Genomic DNA, 19552 nt, shown 5'->3' with positions numbered 1-19552 from the left:
GACATGATGCGGAAAGAGGACCTCGGACGAATCATCGAAGAGAAACGGGACTGTTTCATCGCCGTGGACAGGAAGGTATGGGAATACGCCGAAACTGCCTTCGTGGAGTTCAAGTCGGCGGACGCCCTGTGCGAAGCCCTGGAGGCGGAAGGCTTTGCCGTGGAGCGTCCCGTGGCGGGGCTGGAAACGGCCTTCTGCGGTTCCTGGGGGCAGGGAAGCCCCGTGATCGCCTTTCTCGGAGAGTACGACGCCCTCTCCGGGCTCAGCCAGCGTGACGGGGCCACGGTAAAGGATCCCCTCGTTCCGGGAGGCAACGGCCACGGCTGCGGCCACAACAACCTCGGCGCCGGAGCCCTGGCGGCGGCGGTGGCCTTCCGGGATTACCTGAAAGCCTCGGGAAAGAGCGGTACGGTCAGGTACTACGGCTGTCCCGGCGAGGAGGGCGGCTCGGGAAAGGCCTTCATGGCCAGGGCGGGGATTTTCGACGACGTGGACGCGGCGCTGACGTGGCATCCCGGGTCGGTGAACGCCGTCTTTCCCTTCAGTTCCCTGGCGAACTTCCAGGTGGCCTACCGCTTCCGGGGAGTGAGCGCCCACGCGGCGGCCTGTCCCCATCTCGGGCGGAGCGCCCTGGATGCCGTGGAGCTGATGAACATCGGGGTGAACTACCTCCGGGAGCATGTGATCCCCGAGGCCCGGATGCACTACGCCATCACGGACTCCGGCGGGTTTTCCCCCAACGTGGTGCAGCCGAAGGCGGAAGTGCTCTACCTCCTGCGGGCTCCCCGGACGCCCCAGGTACAGGAAATCTACGAGCGGGTGAACGATATCGCCAGGGGCGCCGCCCTCATGACGGGAACGGAACTGGAGACCGTCTTCATCAAGGCCTGCGCCAACGTGGTCCAGAACAGTGTTCTCGAGGAGGTTCTCTACAGGAACTTCACCGAACTCGGGGTGCCGGCCTATTCGGAGGAGGACCGGGAGTTCGCCCGGAAGATCTTCGAGGGGATCGCCCCGTCGGAGCGGAGCCAGGACCTCGACCAGTATTCCGCCCCCGGCGGAAAGGCCGGGAAGGAAGCAGCCCGGCGGCTCCGGGAGAGGCCTCTCGCCGACGAGGTCCTTCCCTACGGGCAGAGCGAATTCGTCCTGCCCGGCTCCACCGACGTGGGGGACGTGAGCTGGAACGTGCCCACGGGGCAGGTCTGGGTGGCCACCTGGCCGAACCACACTCCCGGCCATTCCTGGCAGATCACCTCGTCGGGAGGGGTGTCTCTCTCCCACAAGGGGATGCTCCACGCGGGCAAGGTGCTTGCCGCTGCCGCCGCCGACCTCCTGGACGACCCGCCCCTGATCGAACGGGCGAAGGAGGAGCTCCGCCTCCGGCTGGACGGCGACAGCTACCGCTGCGCCATCCCCGACAATGTCCATCCCAAGCCTCTCAATTCAGGCAGATAGGGACGGAGGCTTTTTTATGAAGGAGATTTTTTACACCATAGCGGACGAAGTGTTCTCTGTCTTTCCGGACTATGTCCGGGGCGTGGTGGTTGCCCGGGACGTGCGGAACGGCCCTTCCACGGACGAACTGACCGCCCTGCTGCGGGAGGCCGAGGCTTCCCTGAGGGAAACCCTCGGGTCAGGCAACCCTGCGGAGCACCCCCGCATCGCCTCCTGGCGGGAGGCCTTTCGGAAGACGGGCGTGAAGCCCGCGGAATTCCGGTCCTCCATCGAGGCCATGGCCCGGCGGGTCGCGAAGGGGCAGGAGCTGCCCTCCATCAACGCCCTGGTGGACATCGGCAACGTGCTGTCCCTGCGCCATCTCGTCCCCACTGGGGGCCATTCCCTGGACGAGGTGACGGAGGACATCGCCCTCCTGGCGGCCACGGGGGACGAGGTGTTCGTCCCCTTCGGCGAAACGGAGGAAGAGCATCCCTTCCCCGGCGAGTTCATCTTCACCGAGGGAAAAAAGGTGCTTACGAGGCGCTGGAGCTGGCGCCAGGCGAACCACACCCTCACCCTGCCGGAGACGAAGTCCATCGAGTTCAACGTGGACGGCCTGCCGCCCGTGGAGAGAAGTGAAGTGGAGACGATCTGCGGCGAACTTGAGGAACTGGTGGGGCGCTTCTGCGGCGGGACCTTCCGCCGGGAGATCCTGTGCGCTTCACAGCCCCGGATGAGCCTGTCGCAATTCTGAGTCTGCCGCCGTCAATCCGAGCGAAGCCCTAAAGTCATTCCGAAGGGCGAAGCCCGATCGCGGTCGCGGAGCATCCTGAGCGAAGCGGAGGAAGCATCCCCGGAGGGGGAGAATCTCGTACTTGGGAACTTTTGAATCAAACCCGAGATCCTTCGTCGCTGCGCTCCTCAGGATGACAGGGGGCTTTTTTGTCATCCTGAGCGGAGCGAAGGATCTGCAGTTGGTTTTCAGGACTCATTTGACCCTTTTGCTCACCGCCTGGATGAACCCGCCGAGCACGTCGTGGCTGTAGGAAAACCCGTGTTTCAGGTAGAAATCCATGGCCTCGTCGTTCCCGTTGGAGATGAAGATATAGATCAGTTCCATGTACGGAAAGCTCTCCAGCCACTCCATGGAGATGGCGAAGAGTCGGGACCCCAGGCCCGAACCCCGGTAGCCGTCCCGTATGTAGAGGTTGCTGAGGCACCCGATCCGTTCCGGATAGCCGGCCGTGTCCGGCAGGAGCCTGAAGGACGAGTTCTTCATCCCCTCCGCCGACTCCACGGTGGAGAAGACGTACCCCACGGGAATCGCCCCGTCTTTTGCGATGGCGGCGTGTTTATCAAGGGCGCTCTCCCAGCTTTTTTTCATCCTCGTCTCGAAGTTCATGCCGTCGAACCGCTCCGGCTCCATAAAGGCCTTCGACTTCTGGAAAGCCATCAGCTCGTCGCACAGTTCCCTGCACTGTTCAATGTCCTCTTCCTCGAGGATTTCGATGGTGATGTTCTTCATGACCCTTCCTCCCCCGCAAAAAACTGATTGTCTTCCGGCGCCGTATTTGCTACTGTAAAAGCGCCCCTTTCTTTTCGCAAGTATGCACTTTTTTGTAACCATACCTACCTGGAGGAAAGCAATGTTCCTGCAGGGAAACAAGGAGGCGTGCCATGGGCGGGAAATGCCCCATCGAGTCAACCCTGTCGCTGATCAACGGGAAGTGGAAGCTGCTGATCCTGAAGGAACTGTCCCAGGGAGCGGTGCGGTACGGGAAGCTGGGGGCGGCCATTCCGGCCGTTAGCGCCAAGGTACTGACCCAGCAGCTCCGGGAACTGGAGGAGGACGGTCTGATCGTCCGGACGGTCTACGCCGAGGTGCCGCCGAGGGTGGAATATTCCCTGTCGGACATGGGGACGAGCATATTCTCCGTCTTCAAGGAGCTCCGCCGCTGGGGGCTGGAGGACGACGGGCTGGTCCGGGGGGAATGCTCCTTCTGCGGTCAGTGCATCCCCGTTCACGGCAGGGAGAAGGGAGACTGATTCTTCCCTTCCCCCTGAAAGCCGGCGGTTTTTTCTTTGTCTAGAGCGAGGCTGCCGCGAAGCCTTTCCGGAAGGCCTCTTCGCTCCCCTTGCGGAGGGGCGACGAGGAGGCCGTCTTTTTCCTGATGACTACCGCGACTGACTCCTCCCGGACCGCGCCTGACAGGGCGGCCACGAGCCCCAGGGCCGCCAGGTTGGCCGTCCCCGGTCCGGCGAGGGACGAGAGGGAATAGCCCCTTTCCCGGGCCGCGCCCTTTCCCGACGGGGACACCGTGTCGCTGTCGTACACCAGGACCGCCTCCGGCCCGAGGACGGGGCTGTACCGGTCGTAGGCGGCCTGGGCGAGGCAGAGGACCGCGGCGGGGTTCTCGGCCTCGATGAAGTCGATCTCGTCGCCGCTGATGATCACGTCCGATTTCGTGAAGGTGCCCCGGGCTTCCGTTCCGTAGGAGGACGAGAGGCACGCGTTCCGTCCCTCCAGCACCGCCGCCTCGCCGAGGATGCCCCCGATGGTGACGAGCCCCTGGCCTCCCACGCCCGCGAGCACGATTTCCGTTTTTCCGTTCATGACGACTCCCCCTCTCCCCGGAGGGCTTCAGCCGCTTTCCGGTACCGGGTGCCGTAGTCCTCGGACTGCCGGTCGGCGAAGACGCCCAGGACCTGCTTTCCGTGAAGTTCCTCTTCGGACAGCCCGGCTGCCCTTTTCCGGGATAGGGAATGGTCCCGGAGCCACGAGAAGGCTTCCACCGCCGTCCGCAGGCCGTTCCTCCTGCCGAAATGGGTTGGGCAGACGGACGCCGCCTCCACGAAGGAGAACCCCCTGTGCTCAAGGCCCCGGCGGATGAGGGCGCGGAGGTTTTCTCCGCCGCACACCGATCCCCGGGCGACGAAGGGAGCACCCGCAGCGGCCGTGAGGGCGCAGAGATCGAAGGGGTCCTCCACGTGGCCCAGGGGCGAGGTGGAGGTAATGCTTCCCCGGGGGGTGGTGCCCGAGTACTGTCCTCCCGTCATGCCGTAGTTGTAGTTGTTCACCACCACCGCCGTGAGGTCCACGTTCCTCCTGGCCGCGTGGATCAGGTGGTTGCCCCCGATGGTGGCGCCGTCGCCGTCGCCCATGAGGACCACCACGGTGAGTTCCGGGTTGGCGAGCTTGATCCCCGTGGCGAAGGCGAGAGCCCGCCCGTGGGTCCCGTGGAAGGCGTTCACCGCCAGGTAGTCGTCCGCCCATCCCCAGCAGCCGATGCCCGAGACGGCGGCAGTCTTTCTCCGGTCCAGCCCGAGGTCGGCAAAGGCGCCGGCGATGGCCTTCAGGACGATGCCGTTGCCGCACCCGGGGCACCAGATGGTGGGCAGCCGGTTTTCCGCGAGGTATTCCCTGAAGTTCCGGGCCGTCATGACCGGGCCTCCCTGAGAGCGGAGAGGATGTCCCCCGGGGGGATGAGGGTGCCGTCCACCCGGCAGATCCCCCTCACGGGAATGCCGAAATCGTTGAGCCGCCGGACTTCCCCCGCGGCCTGGCCGAGGTTCAGCTCCGGCACCACGGCGCCCCTGACCCGTGAGAGCACGTCCCGCACGTCGTCGTCGGGGAAGGGCCAGAGGGTGGTGAGTTCCAGGAGCCCCGCGGGAATGCCCTGCCTCCTGGCCTCCCTCACGGCGGCCCGGGCTGACCTTGCGGAGCATCCGAAGGAGATGACGGCCAGGTCAGCGTCGTCGAGGAAGAAGCGCCGGACCCGGACGATGACGTCCCGGTTCTTTTCGATCTTGCCCGCAAGATGGCGGATCACCCGGTCGGCGTTCGCCGGGGAGGCTCCCTGGCCTCCCGCTTCGTCGTGCATGGAGCCGGTGATGCGGAAGATGTAGTCGCTCCCGAAGGGGGGAAGGGGCGTGATGGCCTTCTCCTCCGGGTCCACGGCGAAGGGCCGGTAGGCTTCGGGGGGGCAGTCCGGCAGGGGCCGCGGGGCCCTCTCTTCAGGCGCGGGGGAGCGGAAGCGGACGTTCTCCTTCAGCTTGGCCACCGCCGCGTCGGCGAGCAGGATCACCGGTGTGCGGAACCGGCCGGCCAGGGAGAAGGCCCGGATCGTGAAGTCGTAGCAGTCCTGCACCGACGACGGGGCCAGGGTGATGATGCCGTGGTCCCCGTGGGTGCCCCACCGGGCCTGCATCACGTCCCCCTGGGCGGGTTTCGTGGCCATGCCGGTGGAGGGGCCCGACCGCTGGACGTTCACCACCACGCAGGGAATTTCCCCCATGACGGCCATGCCGAGGTTCTCCTGCATCAGGGAGAAGCCCGGGCCGCTGGTGGCGGTGAAGGCCCTCGCCCCGGAGACGGATGCCCCCACGATGGCGGCCATGCCCGACAGTTCGTCCTCCATCTGGACGTACATGCCCCCGGTCTCGGGAAGCCGCCTGGCGGCAGTCTCGGCGATTTCGGACGACGGGGTGATGGGGTATCCGGCGAAAAACGAAGCTCCCGCCGCAATCGCCCCTTCTGCGATGGCCTCGTTGCCTGACGTGAAAACGGATTGAAGTCCGGTCATGGAGTCCTCCTTCATGTCGAAATTCCTCAAGCCGTCCCTTCCGCGGGTTCCTTCGCCGCCTCTTTGACGGGGAGCAGCAGGATGCCGCAGAGAATCAGGGCCGCCCCGCCCATGGAGACCGGAGTGAGCCGCTCTCCCAGGATGAGGGCGGAGAGAACGCAGGCCGTAAGGGGTTCGGCGAGGGAAATGGTGTAGGCGTCCCGGAGATAGATTTTTCGAAGCCCCAGGGAAAAGAGGCTCATGGGAAGGGCCATGGTGGCGAAGCCCAGGGAGAAGGCCACGGCAAACCCGGCGCCGCTGAATATCCACGAGGAGTCCAGCATGAGAAGCACGGGAAGGGCGATGAAGCTGGCCGCTCCGGAAGCCACGGCGATGGTCTGGGTGTCGTTCAGCCGCGCCCCCTGTATTTTGAAGCCAAGCCCCATGAAGGCGTAGCAGAAGGCTGCGGTGAAGGCGAGGGCTATCCCCCGGGGTTCGAGGACCATGGGACCGGAGGAGCCGCCCAAAACCAGCAGGGTGCACCCCAGTACGGCGACCAGCGTCGAGAGGAACCACCGGGCCGAGAGGGGCTCCCGCTGCACGAAGGAGCCGAGGGCCCCGGCGAACATGGGCGAGGCGCCGATGGCGATCATGGTTCCCACGGAAACTCCCGTCAGCTTGAGGGCGGTGAAGAAGGAGAACTGGAACCCCACGAGGCCCGCCACGCTGACCAGGAGGGCTGGGATGGATGTCCGGCGGAGGAAGCCGAGACCGCCGTCCCGCCAGGCGCACCAGACCAGCAGGAGAATCGCTGATATGACAATGCGGGCGGAGCCCACCGTGAGGGGGGGAGTACCCGGGGGGGCCAGTTCCTGGAGCGTCCCCGTGGTGCCCCAGCACATGCTCGCCAACAGAACGAGGATCATTCCCTGTGCGCGGTTTTTGTCGGTACCCATGGGTTGAGTCAACACCTTCTGATATTGTATGGAACAAAGAAGCGGGTCAATCGTAGCCCGTGGACCCTCTTCAGTCAAATATGGTTTTTCCCGCCGGCGGAGGTTCAGTTTCCCCGCCGGGTCCTGACCCCCTTCGCTGACAGCCATGCGGAGGCCCTGTCCGCCTGGTCTCCCTGGAGCAGGATGTCGTCTCCCTCCACGGTCCCCCCGCAGCCCATGGCCGTGCGGAGGCTCTTCGACAGTGCCGCCGTGTCCCGCGGAGTCCCGTCCCGAAAGGAAATGCGCGTGACGGTCTTGCCTCCCCGTCCCTTCGTCTCCCTGGAAAGGACGGCCCGGCCGGGCAGGTTCCCTTCCCCGGAGGAAGGGGGGGCATCGGGGCGTGCCTTTTCCGGAGGGGGTTCCTCCGGAGGGGTCTCTTTCCCCAGGAGGGTCCCCAGGGAAATCCCGAGGGGAGAAGCATCCGCCTCCACTGAAATCCGCTCCTTTTTTCCTTTTCCTGCCATGACGCACGTCTCCTTTGCGGGCCGGGTAGTTGGAGGTATCCCTTTTCCCGAAAATATTCTAGAATAGATCTTCTGAAATATACAGGGAAAGGGGGAAGGATCTTGGCGCGACGGACGGGATGGCTGCTTCTGGCGGCATGTTTCCACATGGCCTATGTTCTCCGTCTCTCCGCCGGGGTGCTCGCCGCCCCTCTCGGAAGGGAATTCGGACTGACCGCCGGAACCTTCGGCCTCATGTCCTCCATGGTCTTTTATGCCTATACCCTGATGCAGGTGCCCGTGGGCATCCTGGCGGATACCGCCGGACCCAGGCTCACCGCCGCCTGGGGGATGGCCGCCGCGGGAGCGGGAGCCCTTCTCTTCGCCTCGGCGGGCAGCCCCGCGCTGCTCTTTGCCGGGAGGGTCCTCATGGGGGCCGGTGTTGCGGGTGCCTTCGTCTGCACCATGAAGTTCCTGGCGGACAACTTCGAGGAGGAGCGCTTCGCCACCCTTTCGGGGATCACGTCCCTCATCGGCAACGCGGGAGGCATGACGGCCCAGGCGCCCCTGGCCCTGCTCGTGGCCGTCCTCACCTGGAGATGGTCCTTTGTCCTGCTCGGCTGCGTTTCCCTCCTGCTTTCCCTGCTTTGCTTCCTGATCCTCCCCCGGGGCGGACGACGGCCCTTTGCCTTCCCCGCCCTTGCGGAAGGTCTCAGAAACGTGTTCTCCTCGGCGGGTATGTATTCCGTGACTCTCAACTACCTCTCCAGCCAGGCCTGCTTCCTCGCCCTGTCCGGCACATGGGGAATCTCCTACCTGAGGGCCGTTCACCGGATCGACGGGGCGCCCCTCATGACCCTTCTGGCGGGGGGCGTCATGGCGGGCGCCGTGGCCGCCGGAAAGCTTTCCGACCTGTGGCGGAGCAGAAAGAAGCCTCTTTGCCTCTTTGCCCTGGCCCATTTTTTCCTGTGGGGGCTCCTTGTCTATCTCCCAGGTTCCTTCCCCCGCCCCGGGCTCGCCGTCCTTCTCGGCGGTCTGGGTTTCTTTGCAGGAGCGCTGGTCATCCCGTGGTCCGTGGCCAGGGAGCTGAACCTCCCGGAGCACACGGGCCTGTCCATCGCCGTGATGAACACCGTGGCCTTCCTTGCCGTGGCGGTGCTCACCTCCTCCATGGGCAGGGTTCTTGAAGGCGCTGCGGCGCTTGAACCCGGAGATGCCTGGCGGCACGTCCTTCTTCTGCCCCTGGCCGTTTCCGCGGCCGGGCTGGTCGGGGCGCTCCTGACGCCGGAGACCTTCGGGCGGAAGAAAACGGGGTGACCGGTTCCCCTCGCTGAGCGGCCTGACCGGTACGGCACGGACCTTCCGCACCCCGGGAAAGAGATGATATAATCCAAAAGATTCACCGGTGCAGAGTATTATGTGCATAATATTCCGGGGAGAGCCAAAGAGCGCTCTTCCTTCCCGAAAGGTCGTTTTGCGCCGTGATCCTTGATGTCCGGACGGTTTTTATCATCACATTCCTTTACGGTCTGCTGACCGGTGCGGGGCTTGTCTTCGCGTCGAGATCCTACTCCGGAACCCTCCGGAGGAGCATGAATGTCATGGGCGCAGGAGCGGTGTTCCTGATGTCGGGAGTTCTCGCAGCAGGACTCCAGGGAATATGGCTGACCTCCTTCTCCTCGGTGCTTCTGGCCAATTTCCTGATGCTCTGGGGTGCGGGAGAGTATTACCAGGCCCTCCGCCTCTTCGACGGGCAGGTAACCAACCGTTGGTTCACTTTTGCGGTTGCTGCCGCAGTGACGGGGGTGAACCTGTTTTTTTACGCCGCCGTTCCCTCCCTGTCCACACGCGTTATCGTCATGTCCCTCGCCTTTTCCTTCCTCATGGGGCTCTCCGGAATCAGGATCCTCCGGTCCAGGTCCGTTTCCGGAACGTCGGTGCGCAATACGGCCAGCGGCAGCTTCTGGCTCGTGAGCCTTCTTTTTGTCGCAAGAGCGGTCGGGACCCTGTTTTTCGGGGGGTATAAAACGGCCCTTCTGCACAACAACCTCTGGCAGACTCTTCTTTTCTCCGGCTCGGCCGTGGGGTTCGTCCTCATCAACTTTTCCTACCTCCTGCTCTGTAACGGCCAGTTCAACCGTCACCTGGAGCAGCTCGCCCTCACCGACCCCCTCACGGGGCTGTTCAACCGCAGGGCCTTTTCAGACCTGGCCCTCCGGGAGATCGCCCGGTCCGCCCGGTCCGGTGAGCCCCTCTCGCTGATCATGATAGACGCCGACGGCTTCAAGAAGGTCAACGACACCTTCGGACACTCAGCGGGTGACAGGGTGCTCCAGCACCTCTCCGATCTCATCAGGGAAAGCGTCCGTCCCCAGGACGTGGTAGGCCGCCTGGGCGGGGACGAATTCGCCGTTCTCCTGCCGGGGGCCAACCACATCATGGCCCTCGGGGTGGAGGAGCGTCTCGTGTCCGCCGTGGCCGAACATCCTCTTCCATGGCACGAGGGAAAAATTCCCCTGAGGATCAGTGCCGGGACCGCGGCGCTCAACCTCGGGGACCCCGATTTTGACGACCTGCTCTCCCGGGCGGACGACGCCCTCTACCGGGCCAAAAGGCACGGGAACTGAAGTCCGATTCACGATGGATTGATAGAAGGAGGTCTCTCTCCGCTCCGGGAGAGAGACCTCCTTCTTTCTTTTTCCTTACGGAACCGCTTCCGCGCCCGGAATCTTCCTGCGGCGTATCATCAGCGCTGCCGGAATCATGCCCTATCGTAACGGGTAGAAAATTTCCTAGATAATTTCGGCAGATTATAAAAAAACAACGGCTGAAGTGCTACAATTCAGTTTAGGCGAAAAGAGGTGATAATACAAAAAATTACGAAAAAACTCCTGCGTGCAAGGGGACGATCGGACGAACTGCTTTGATCCGCATTTTCACAAGAGGAGGCTGGAAGATGAACAGCTTTGCCGGAAAAAAAGGCGGGATTTTCCTTTCTGCGGCGGTTGGTTTGTTGTTCCTTTTTCTTCTTTTGCCGGGACCGGCGGAATCGCTCAACAAACCGGCTCCGAATCCCTTTCTCTCTTCGGAAATATATGGAATCACCCATTTTGACTCGTCCCAGAGCGATTCAACTCCTTTCGGCCCTCCCCGGGGGGCATTCCGCGTGGATCTTGCCGGCAAGCCCGTTTCCTATGGGGGCCCCGTCAATATCATAACCCTGGCATCCACAGATCCTGACTTCATGTGGGCGGTGGGGACCGACCGCGTCGCCTACGTGAATATTAAGGACGGTGCATGGGAAGAAGTCGCCAGGTTTGAGGCCCTTGAAGACGCTTCAGGGGGAGATCTTCCGGCCATTCCGGGCGAAAAATTCAGGGAGTTCGGAGAGTCCTCCGCCGAGGGGATGGATGTCGACGAGATGGACCAGTTCCTGGGGGACCTTTTTGGAAATAATTACGGGGACAGGTTCGGGAATGGTTCGTACTCTGTTGTGGACAACGAAAATGTGCTGTACACCCATTTCGGCGACAACCTGTACGGTTTTGCCCTTGCCGACCCCGGCGACCCCTCCGCAGGAATTGCGGTACGCTACGTTCTTGAGAATATCATTACCGCTATAGAGGGTTCTGGTTTTCCTGCCATTACCCGGCTTTTCGGCCTGTCCATGGCCTACGACGGCCATCTGATAGTCACGTTCAGCAACGGCGTGGCCGTCATCGACAGGAATCTTGATTTATCGTCGGTTCATTTCTACCGGTTTGCCGATTACGAATATGTGAGCAACTCCATTGCGGTGGACGAAGACGGCGGAATATACATTGCCAGCGCCGGGGTTCTTCCCCAGGTGGGAGGAATGATGCGCAAACTCGTCTGGACGGGAAGCGGGATTTCCGACAGCCCCGATGACGGTGCCTGGCAGTGCGCCTATGAAGGCTCCGCAGTACTTCCTCCCATGATAAAGATGGGCTACGGCACCGGTTCCACCCCGACCCTGATGGGCTTTGGGGAAAACGAGGACAGGCTGGTTGTCATAACCGACGGTGCTGAACAGATGCATCTTCTCGCCTTCTGGCGGGATGAGATCCCGGCCGGAGGGGAGCGGCTGGCGGGGCAGATCCCTGTGACGTGCGGTTTTGAGGAGCTTCCGGAATGGGTACAGTCGGAGCAGTCGGTGGTAGTTTCGGGATACGGGGCCTTCGTGGTGAACAACCTGCCCGGGACGGTGGACCCCGACCTGCCGGGGAAAAACAAGATCCTCCAGGTCGCGCTCATGGGGCCCGCCTACCCTACATCCTACGGTGTGGAGCGCTTTGAATGGAACCCTGAAAACGACGAATGGTCCAGTCTCTGGGCACGCCCCGACGTCTCTTCCACGAGCATGATTCCCGTCCACAGCCAGTCTGCGGGGATGGTGCTGGTAAACGGGTTCACCCCCGGGAACGGCTGGGAAATAACGGGGCTCGACTGGAACACGGGCAGGACGGTGCACCAGACCCTATTCGGCCGGTCCAACCACGGAAACGGCGCCTATGCCGTTCTGCAGTACCTCGAAGACGGAGAGCTTCTCTTCAATGCCTTCAGCGGCCCCATACGGGTCCAGTACGATACGGGGGGAAGCGGCGGGTGCTCTGCCGGCGGATCCTTCGCTCCGTCCCTGATGATGCTCCTCGCGCCGCTGGCCCTTCTCGCGGCGGGCCGGAAAAAGTAGACCGCCCGCGGAACTGATCGGCCATGACGAAGGAGCTCCCCTCCGATGAGAGGGGAGCTCCTTTCGATTCGGTACCGCCTATTCGTATCGCAGGGCTTCGATGGGGTTGAGGAGGGAGGCCTTCCAGGCGGGATAGAAGCCGAAGAAAATACCCACGAAGACGGAAAAGCCGAAGGCCAGCACGATGGAGCCGGTTGAAACGACGGTGGCCCAGCCGAGAATCCCGGTGATGATCTTCGATGCCGACGTGCCGAGGACGATGCCGATGATCCCCCCCGCCACGGAGAGAAGCAGGGCCTCCATGAGGAACTGGGTCCGGATGTCCGATCCCCGGGCGCCGATGGCCATGCGGATGCCGATCTCCCTGGTGCGTTCCGTCACGGAGACGAGCATGATGTTCATGATGCCGATGCCGCCCACGAGAAGGGAGACGGAGGCCACCGCCCCGAGGAGCAGGGACATGACCTTGGTGGACTGGGCCGCCGCATCGAGCATCTCCGCCATGTTCCGCACGTCGAAGTCGTCGGTTTCCCGGTCGGAGAGCCGGTGCCGCTGCCTGATGATGGCCTTGATTTCCCGTTCCGCCTCGGACACGGAGTCGCCGTTCAGGGCCGAGACGGTAATCCTCTGGACCGAGTTTGCCGCCGCCCGGCGGAAGAGCCGGAGCTGGGCCGTCCGGAAGGGGACAAAGGCCGTGTCGTCCTGGTCCTGGCCCCAGGGGGTCTGACCCTTGGGGGCCAGGACGCCCACCACATCCATGGGGACGTTCCGGATGCGGATGGTCTTGCCGATGGGGTCTTCTTCACCGAAGAGGTTTTTCGCCACCGTGGAGCCGAGGACAACCACCTTGGCTCCGCTCCGGGCCTCCCCGTCAAGGAAGAACCGCCCGTCGGCGATGCGCCATTCCCGTATGTCGAAGATGGAGGGCGTGCTGCCGGTGATCATGGTGGACCAGTTCATGTTGCCGTAGACGAGCTGGGTTCTGCTGTAAATCTCCGGGGCCACGCCCTTCAGGGCAAAAGCTTCCTGTTCCAGGGCTTCGGCGTCCTGCACCGTGAGAGTTGATGCCGATCCCGCCTGCTGGCGGACGCCTCCCGCCGTGGAGGCTCCGGGCATGACGATGAGGATGTTGCTCCCCACGCCGGAGATGAACTTCTGGATGTTGACGCTGGCCCCGGCGCCGATGGCCACCATGGTGATCACTGCGGCGACGCCGATGATGATGCCCAGCATGGTGAGGGCCGACCGTATTTTGTTGGAGAGCAGGGAGCGCACGGCGGTGCGGAGGGTCTCAAGCACGGGGAGCCCTCCTTTCGTCGCCGGTGAGTTTGCCGTCCCGGAACATGAGGGTCCGGGAGCTGTATTCGGCGATGTCGGGTTCGTGGGTGACCAGGATGATGGTCTTGCCCTCCCGGTTCAGCTCCACGAAAAGATTCATGATCTCCTCGCTGGTTTTGGTGTCCAGGTTGCCCGTGGGCTCGTCAGCCAGGATGAGGGGCGTTTCTCCCACCAGGGCCCGGGCGATGGCCACCCGCTGCTGCTGGCCTCCTGACATCTGGCTTGGACGGTGTGTCATCCTTTCCGCGAGGCCCACCCGCTCGAGGGCGGCCTTCCCACGATCCTTTCTGGTTTTTCCCGGAACCCCCGCGTAGATGAGGGGCAGCTCCACGTTCTCCAGGGCGGTGGCCCGGGGAAGGAGGTTGAACCCCTGGAAGACGAAGCCGATCTTCCTGTTCCTGATTCCGGCGAGGGCGTCCTTCGGCAGGGACCCCACCTCGCTGCCGTCGAGGGAGTAGGAGCCTTCGTCGGGCACGTCCAGGCAGCCGAGGATATTCATCATGGTGGACTTGCCCGAGCCGGAGTGCCCCATGATGGAGACGAATTCCCCCCGGTCCACCGTGAAGGTCACTCCGTCCAGGGCCCGGAGCTCCACGTCGCCGGTGCGGTAGATTTTCACGATGTCCCGAACATCGATGAGGCTCATTTGAAGATCTTCCCCCACAGGGATTCCTTTGGCTGCTCCGAGAAGGAGACAGCCAGGAGGTCACCCTCCTTCAGCTCCTTCGAGGTGATGACCTCCACAAAGGAGCCGTCGCCGATGCCGGCGCGGAACTGGATCTTCTCTCCGAGGACACCGTCCCGTACCGTCCAGACGGAGGACACCGTTCCCGTCCTGCCCGCGTTGCCGTTCCCGTTGCCCTGGCCGGCTCCGCCTCCGGGTCGGCGTCGGGGCATGGAAGGACTGAAGGGGGACGACGTGGCGGCGGCAGTCTGCGGAGCGGCATCCTCCGGGGGAGGGGAAAACCTCAGGGCCGCCATGGGGACCTTCAGGACGTCCTTCCGGCGGTCGGTGACGATAGACACGTTGGCCGTCATTCCGGGCTTGAGCTTCAGGTCCGGGTTGGCCACGGAGATGATGACGGGGTAGGTTACCACGTTGTCCGATGTGGCGGGGGAGATGCGCACCTGCTTCACCTTCCCTTTGAATGTGGTTCCGCTGTAGGCGTCCACGGAGAATTCCACTTCCTGCCCTTCCTTTACCCTGGATATGTCGGCCTCGTCCACGGACGTCTCGATCTGCATGTCCGAAAGGTCCTTGGCGATGGTGAAGAGAACGGGGGCCGACAGGCTCGCGGCCACGGTCTGGCCTACGTTCACCTCCCTCGAGATGATGACGCCGTCCTCCGGGGAGAGGATTTTTGTGTATTCCAGGTTCGTCTCCGCCTGCCTGAGGGACGCCTGGACCTGGAGCACCCTGGCATCCGCTTCCTGGACGCTTGCCCTGTTGGTCAGCCGGGTGGTTTCCACGGCGTCGAGTTCGCTTCGTGCGATGAGCTGACGGTTCCACAGCTCCTTGTACCGCTTGAGGTTCCGGTCGCTCTCCGCAAGATTGGCCCGCGCCCTGGCCGCCGAGGCCCTCGCCACGGCGAGGTTCGCCCTCGCTTCCTCGAGCTTCGCCTTGAGCACGTCGGGGTCGATGAGGGCGATGAGCTCTCCCTTTTTCACGTGCTGGTTGAAGTCGGCGTAAATTTCCTTGAGGGTACCCGAGACCTGGGTCCCCACTTCCACCACGGTGACGGCTTCCAGCTTGCCCGTGGCGGTTACGGTGGAGGTGATGTCTCCCTTCTCCAGGGGAACGGTGCGGAACGTGTACCGGGGCCCGTCGGAATGGGAGAACCGAAGATAGGCGAAACCGGCGGCGATGAGGATCAGAAGGATTAAAACCTTTTTCATTTGAATTCACCTCCGAGAGTCTGTTCGAGGTCCGAAACGGCGGTGCTGTAATCGTGGAGCGCCTGGAAATGACTGACCCTGGCGGAGTTGAACGCAAGGAGCGCGTCGGCGACCTCGAGGACGTTCCCCACGCCCATTTCGTACCGCCCTTCGGCGAGGGTAAGGTTTTCCTGCGCCTGGCGGACGAGCAGTTCGGCGGCGGAGATGCGGGCCTCCGCCTCCCGGACGGAAAGGAGGGCGGACAGGACCTCATAGCGGATGGTCTGCTCAAGCTTTTTCCGGGAGGCGTCCAGCCCGTCGGCGGATGCCCGTGCCTCGGCGATCCTGTATTCCGTCAGTCCCCCGTCGAAGACGGGAACCGAGAGTTTAAGTTCTACTCTGAAATCGTCGTTGGGAGGAAGTGACGTGCCAGAGAGCTTTGCGGACCCAGAAACTGAAATCTCGGCGGCGTTGCCCTTTGCGGCGATGGATATGCCGAGTTTTCCGGCCCGGCTTTTCAGCCGGGAAGAACGGATGTCCGGCCGGTTTTCGAGGGCCTGCTCCAGGGCGAAATTTTCAGCGGGGATGTCCCTCGGGGCAAGGAAGTCCGATACGGGCCGGGCATGGTCCAGGGGAACGCCCACGGCCCGCGACAGGGCGGCCCTGGCGGTTTCGAGGGACGACTCGGCGGAGACCAGGTCGATCCGGGCGTTGCTCAGGTCCACTTCTGCCTTGGTGACGTCGAACCGGGCCTTGACTCCGGCATCGTAAAACCCCCGGGCCTTGTCCAGGTGACGCTGGTAGGTCTTCACCGCCGACTCCGCCTGGTCGCGCTTGCGCATGGCCAGGAGCAGCCCGTAGTAGGCGTCCTTGACGCCGGTGCGCACGGAAAGCACGGTCTCCCGCTGCGATTCGGAGGCGGCATCCACGGACAGGCCCTGGCTTTTCCTCTCCAGGGCGTTCTTGCCGGAGTCGGAGAGAAGCTTGCTCACGGAGAAGGACGTGGTATAGGATCCGTCGCTGCCGGAATTCCTCGAACCTGACGCTGAGAGGTTTCCCTTCAGGGCGTTGCTTACCCGCACCTGGCCGAGCTTCGCCTGCTGTCCGGCCAGGGCCGCCCGGGCCTCTTCGAGGGCGGGGTGGTTCGCCTCGGCCAGGGCGAGGCATTCCTCCAGGGAGATCGTTTTTTCTTCGGCGAAAAGGGTTCCCGAGAGAGTCAGCACTGCCAGGATTACAAGAAGTGCGGGAGCGAAATTTCTTTTGTTCATGGGCTTCCATCCCCTTTGTTTGTCTGTTCGCCCTTATTCTAACCCTATGGAGGGGATGGCCGGTCCGTATTTGGTGCAGTTTTTTTTCGTGAATCTGCGGGGAGGGTAAAGAAAGGTAAAGAGCCGGGGGCCCCGGAGGGCCCCCGGCTCATAGGAGAAGAATCAGTGAATGAGCTTTGCCTTGTAGAATATCCGTGAAATGGCGATGGTGCCGAACACCGACGCCAGGATCACCAGCCATATGGGAGCCTTGAAGTGGAGAAGGGTGAGGGGGATGGCCAGGGCGAAGGGAGCCAGCTTGGGCTGCCTCATGGCGAACTGGCCGAACACGGCGCCGAAGATGGCCGGAGCGGTGAATTTCCGGAAGGCGTCAGCCACAAAGGCCGGGAAGAGGCCGATGATCCACGCTCCCACGAAGGCCGCCAGGGTCACCCCGGCAAGGTTCACCACCACGGAGCCGATGATCCCCATGGTCCCGATGATCTCCGCCTGCTTGGTCCCTTCCTCAACGCCCACCACTTCCTGGGCCATGGCGGAGCAGGGAAGGCGGAGGTTGGAGATGTTGCCGCTGAGGAAGGAGATGTAGGTCCCCGCAAGGCCGAGGATGGGGTAGTAGGAGATGGGCTCCACGATGTAGAAGGCGCCGAAGACGGATGCCACAAGCCCCCATGCGGTGAGTGCGGCAGAGAAGGGAGGCAGGATGCCGTGGACCATGTAGAGGTAGATGAGGGGGATGAAGCTCAGCACGCAGGCCAGGAGCATGGTGCTGATGCCGAGCCGGATGACCGGCGTGGTCCATACCTCGTGGTACTTCTGCTCGTTGATCTGTTCCGCTGCCATTTCAGTCACCTCTCCTTCCCTAGTAGAACATGGCGGCGAACATGCCGATAAGCATGGCTATGCCGAGGGTGTATTCCTTGATCTGCGGCATTTTCTTCGCCACCTGCAGCAGGAGGACCATGGATACGGCCCCCGTCACGGCTGCCACGAGGGGGCCGCTCACCGCCGTCAGATTCCGGCTGTTCAGGTAGCCGAACACGCCGATCATGGCCGCCGTGGAAAGGATTCCCAGCCATTTCGTGTCCCCGCCGCCCACCTTTTCCCGGACATCCTCCAGCTTGTGGGCGAAAAGCCCCACGAGCAGGAGCCAGCCGACGCCGTTGATGGCCATGGTCCACCAGGAGACGGCCATCACCTGGAGAGTGTAGCCCTCTCCTCCGAACTTCACTCCCATGGCGTCGGCGCCGAGGGTGGCCGCCGTCAGCTCCGTGGGAGCGGCGCCGATGACGGCGAGGCGCATCCAGGCCATGGGGGCGCCTATCACCGACATGAGGCCCACCATGATGATGAAGATGGCCACCACGGGGCCGATGGACGTCACCATACCGGTGCGGAAGGCCTGGGAAAGCTGTTCCCTGGTCAGGTTCACCGCATCGGCGGCGTGGTAGATCTGCCGGTAGTACAGAAGCACCTGGACCAGGGCGATGATGACGATTGGAGCGGCCGTGAGCCATGCACCCATGGAATTTGCCACTTTCAACACTTCGTCCACGCAAGACACCTCCCTTTCCTCTCAATGAACAGCCTTTTCAGCACTCTTTCTCCCTATGTTGGCCGCCGTGTTCCGGATGTGTCCTTCCCGCCTCCTTTCATTTCGAAAGTTCGTACAGTACGTCCGCCAGCAGCGAGACCCCCTTTCCAATGTCCTCCTTCCCGGTAAACTCCTCGGGCACGTGGCTTCTGCCCCCTTTGCTCGGGATGAAGATCATCCCGGTGGGCACCAGGGGGGCGAACATGCAGGCATCGTGGACGGCGCCGCTGTTCATGCGCGCATAGCGAAAATTTCTTCTCCGGGCGCAGGTTTCCGTTACGCCGGCGATGTGCCCGTCAAGCAGAACCGGGGCGGATTCGGAGATGTGCACCACGTCCACGGAGACGTCCCTCGAGGCGGCGAGAGCTTCGGCCGCCTTCTCTATTCCGGCCGCGACGGATTCTATCCCGGCGTCTTGTACATCCCTGATGTCAACGGTGAACGTGACTTCTTCCGGAATGATGTTGGACACGTTGGGGCGGCAGAGAATCTTTCCGACTGTCGCCACGGTGGAGCCCGTCGCCGATTTCTTCGCCAGGTCTTCGATGGTGCCCATGAGCCGGGCCCCGGCGGCCAGAGGATCCTGCCGGAGCGTCATGGGGGTGGCCCCCGCATGATTCGGCACGCCCCTGATCCGTATTTCAAGGACCCTGATGCCCGCCACAGCTTCGACGATGCCCACTGGAACTCCCCGTGACTCGAGCACCACGCTCTGCTCGATGTGGAGTTCCACCATGGCCTTGATTGTTTCCGGACGAAGGAGGTTGTCCGCCATGGATTCCGGGGTGTATCCCCCTTCCCGGAGCAGGCCGGCCATGGATTTTCCTTCCGGAGTTTTGAGTTTCTCCATATGGGCGAGGGTGTATTTTCCCACGAGAGCCTTGCTTCCCGCGAGGGTGGAGCCGAAATTGGACCCTTCCTCCTCGGCGAACATCGCCACCTCGAGAGGACACCGGCGGGGGAGGCCGCTTTCCATGATTGCCTGGACAGCCTCGATGGCCCCAAGGGTACCCACTGCGCCGTCGTACTTTCCACCGTGAAGGACGGTGTCGATGTGGGAACCGGAGAGAACGGCGGGCGCGCCCGGATCTGATCCCTCCAGGCGCGCCCGCATATTTCCCGCTCCGTCCACAGTCGTTTTCAGGCCCATGGAGGAGAAAAGTGCTTCCAAATATTTCCTGGCTTCCCTGTCCTCAGGTGAATAGGAAAACCTCGTAATTCCCTTTCCCGGAGTGGCGTTGAATCCGCTCAGGATCTCCAGGCGGCTCATCAGGCGGGAAATGTCCACATTCAACGACATGACACTTCACTCCTCTCTGAACATGTCAAAAA

18 protein-coding genes and 1 pseudogene are annotated in these 19552 nt (G+C 63.0%); 6 read left to right on the top strand and 13 right to left on the bottom strand.

Annotated elements, in window-relative coordinates:
- Positions 1-3: 3 nt before the first annotated feature.
- Positions 4-1221, top strand: a pseudogene (locus tag C8D99_RS03725) (amidohydrolase); the annotation flags it as partial.
- Positions 1222-1471: 250 nt separating this feature from the next.
- Positions 1472-2191, top strand: coding sequence for a B3/B4 domain-containing protein (locus C8D99_RS03720; protein ID WP_166669989.1), 720 nt, complete (start codon positions 1472-1474; stop codon positions 2189-2191).
- A 234-nt stretch (positions 2192-2425) separates the two neighbouring features.
- On the opposite strand, the gene C8D99_RS03715 is transcribed toward C8D99_RS03720, so the two are convergent.
- A complete protein-coding gene (locus C8D99_RS03715) occupies positions 2426-2962 on the bottom strand; it encodes a GNAT family N-acetyltransferase (protein WP_133956510.1) in 537 nt (178 codons plus the stop codon).
- Between the two features lie 152 nt (positions 2963-3114).
- Here C8D99_RS03715 and C8D99_RS03710 point away from each other — a divergent pair, with 152 nt between their 5' ends.
- Positions 3115-3483 (top strand): winged helix-turn-helix transcriptional regulator, encoded by a 369-nt coding sequence (locus C8D99_RS03710; protein ID WP_133956508.1) that lies wholly within the window; start codon positions 3115-3117, stop codon positions 3481-3483.
- Positions 3484-3523: 40 nt separating this feature from the next.
- Here C8D99_RS03710 and C8D99_RS03705 read toward each other — a convergent pair whose 3' ends face one another.
- The 5 genes from C8D99_RS03705 to C8D99_RS03685 form a co-directional block, all read right to left on the bottom strand.
- Positions 3524-4051, bottom strand: coding sequence for a 2-oxoacid:acceptor oxidoreductase family protein (locus C8D99_RS03705; RefSeq protein ID WP_133956506.1), 528 nt, complete (start codon positions 4049-4051; stop codon positions 3524-3526).
- Positions 4048-4878 (bottom strand): thiamine pyrophosphate-dependent enzyme, encoded by an 831-nt coding sequence (locus C8D99_RS03700; RefSeq protein WP_133956504.1) that lies wholly within the window; start codon positions 4876-4878, stop codon positions 4048-4050. Before C8D99_RS03700 ends, C8D99_RS03705 begins: the two co-directional genes overlap by 4 nt.
- Complete coding sequence (locus tag C8D99_RS03695; RefSeq protein WP_133956502.1) at positions 4875-6020, bottom strand: 2-oxoacid:acceptor oxidoreductase subunit alpha; 1146 nt, start codon at positions 6018-6020, stop codon at positions 4875-4877. Before C8D99_RS03695 ends, C8D99_RS03700 begins: the two co-directional genes overlap by 4 nt.
- Before the next feature lie 26 nt (positions 6021-6046).
- Positions 6047-6955 (bottom strand): DMT family transporter, encoded by a 909-nt coding sequence (locus tag C8D99_RS03690; RefSeq protein ID WP_166669988.1) that lies wholly within the window; start codon positions 6953-6955, stop codon positions 6047-6049.
- Between the two features lie 104 nt (positions 6956-7059).
- Positions 7060-7458 carry a translation initiation factor gene (locus tag C8D99_RS03685; protein WP_133956498.1) on the bottom strand — a complete coding sequence of 133 codons (399 nt, stop codon included), beginning with the start codon at positions 7456-7458 and terminating at the stop codon, positions 7060-7062.
- A 102-nt stretch (positions 7459-7560) separates the two neighbouring features.
- Here C8D99_RS03685 and C8D99_RS03680 point away from each other — a divergent pair, with 102 nt between their 5' ends.
- The 3 genes from C8D99_RS03680 (at position 7561) to C8D99_RS03670 (ending at position 12148) form a co-directional block, all read left to right on the top strand.
- Complete coding sequence (locus C8D99_RS03680) at positions 7561-8754, top strand: MFS transporter (RefSeq protein ID WP_133956496.1); 1194 nt, start codon at positions 7561-7563, stop codon at positions 8752-8754.
- 164 nt (positions 8755-8918) lie between these two features.
- Positions 8919-10064: a GGDEF domain-containing protein gene (locus C8D99_RS03675; RefSeq protein WP_133956494.1), complete on the top strand. Its 1146-nt coding sequence runs from the start codon at positions 8919-8921 to the stop codon at positions 10062-10064.
- Between the two features lie 539 nt (positions 10065-10603).
- Positions 10604-12148, top strand: a complete 1545-nt coding sequence (locus tag C8D99_RS03670) for a hypothetical protein (protein WP_133956491.1) — start codon at positions 10604-10606, stop codon at positions 12146-12148.
- Between the two features lie 78 nt (positions 12149-12226).
- On the opposite strand, the gene C8D99_RS03665 is transcribed toward C8D99_RS03670, so the two are convergent.
- From C8D99_RS03665 to C8D99_RS03635, 7 genes are all read right to left on the bottom strand, one after another.
- Positions 12227-13447, bottom strand: coding sequence for an ABC transporter permease (locus C8D99_RS03665; protein ID WP_243833824.1), 1221 nt, complete (start codon positions 13445-13447; stop codon positions 12227-12229).
- A complete protein-coding gene (locus C8D99_RS03660; RefSeq protein WP_133956489.1) occupies positions 13440-14132 on the bottom strand; it encodes an ABC transporter ATP-binding protein in 693 nt (230 codons plus the stop codon). The genes C8D99_RS03665 and C8D99_RS03660 overlap by 8 nt, the downstream gene beginning before the upstream one ends.
- Positions 14129-15382: an efflux RND transporter periplasmic adaptor subunit gene (locus C8D99_RS03655; protein ID WP_133956486.1), complete on the bottom strand. Its 1254-nt coding sequence runs from the start codon at positions 15380-15382 to the stop codon at positions 14129-14131. The genes C8D99_RS03660 and C8D99_RS03655 overlap by 4 nt, the downstream gene beginning before the upstream one ends.
- A complete protein-coding gene (locus C8D99_RS03650) occupies positions 15379-16629 on the bottom strand; it encodes a TolC family protein (RefSeq protein ID WP_133956485.1) in 1251 nt (416 codons plus the stop codon). The genes C8D99_RS03655 and C8D99_RS03650 overlap by 4 nt, the downstream gene beginning before the upstream one ends.
- 162 nt (positions 16630-16791) lie before the next feature.
- Positions 16792-17469, bottom strand: a complete 678-nt coding sequence (locus C8D99_RS03645; RefSeq protein WP_133956483.1) for a hypothetical protein — start codon at positions 17467-17469, stop codon at positions 16792-16794.
- Positions 17470-17488: 19 nt separating this feature from the next.
- Positions 17489-18181 (bottom strand): DUF5058 family protein, encoded by a 693-nt coding sequence (locus C8D99_RS03640; protein WP_243833823.1) that lies wholly within the window; start codon positions 18179-18181, stop codon positions 17489-17491.
- 97 nt (positions 18182-18278) lie between these two features.
- Complete coding sequence (locus C8D99_RS03635) at positions 18279-19520, bottom strand: Zn-dependent hydrolase (RefSeq protein ID WP_133956481.1); 1242 nt, start codon at positions 19518-19520, stop codon at positions 18279-18281.
- Between the last annotated feature and the right edge of the window lie 32 nt (positions 19521-19552).

This window comes from Aminivibrio pyruvatiphilus, assembly GCF_004366815.1.
Classification (GTDB): Bacteria; Synergistota; Synergistia; order Synergistales; family Aminobacteriaceae; genus Aminivibrio; species Aminivibrio pyruvatiphilus.
The sequence above is the reverse complement of the archived record's forward strand: the minus strand, read 5'-3'. Positions and strand labels throughout refer to the sequence as shown.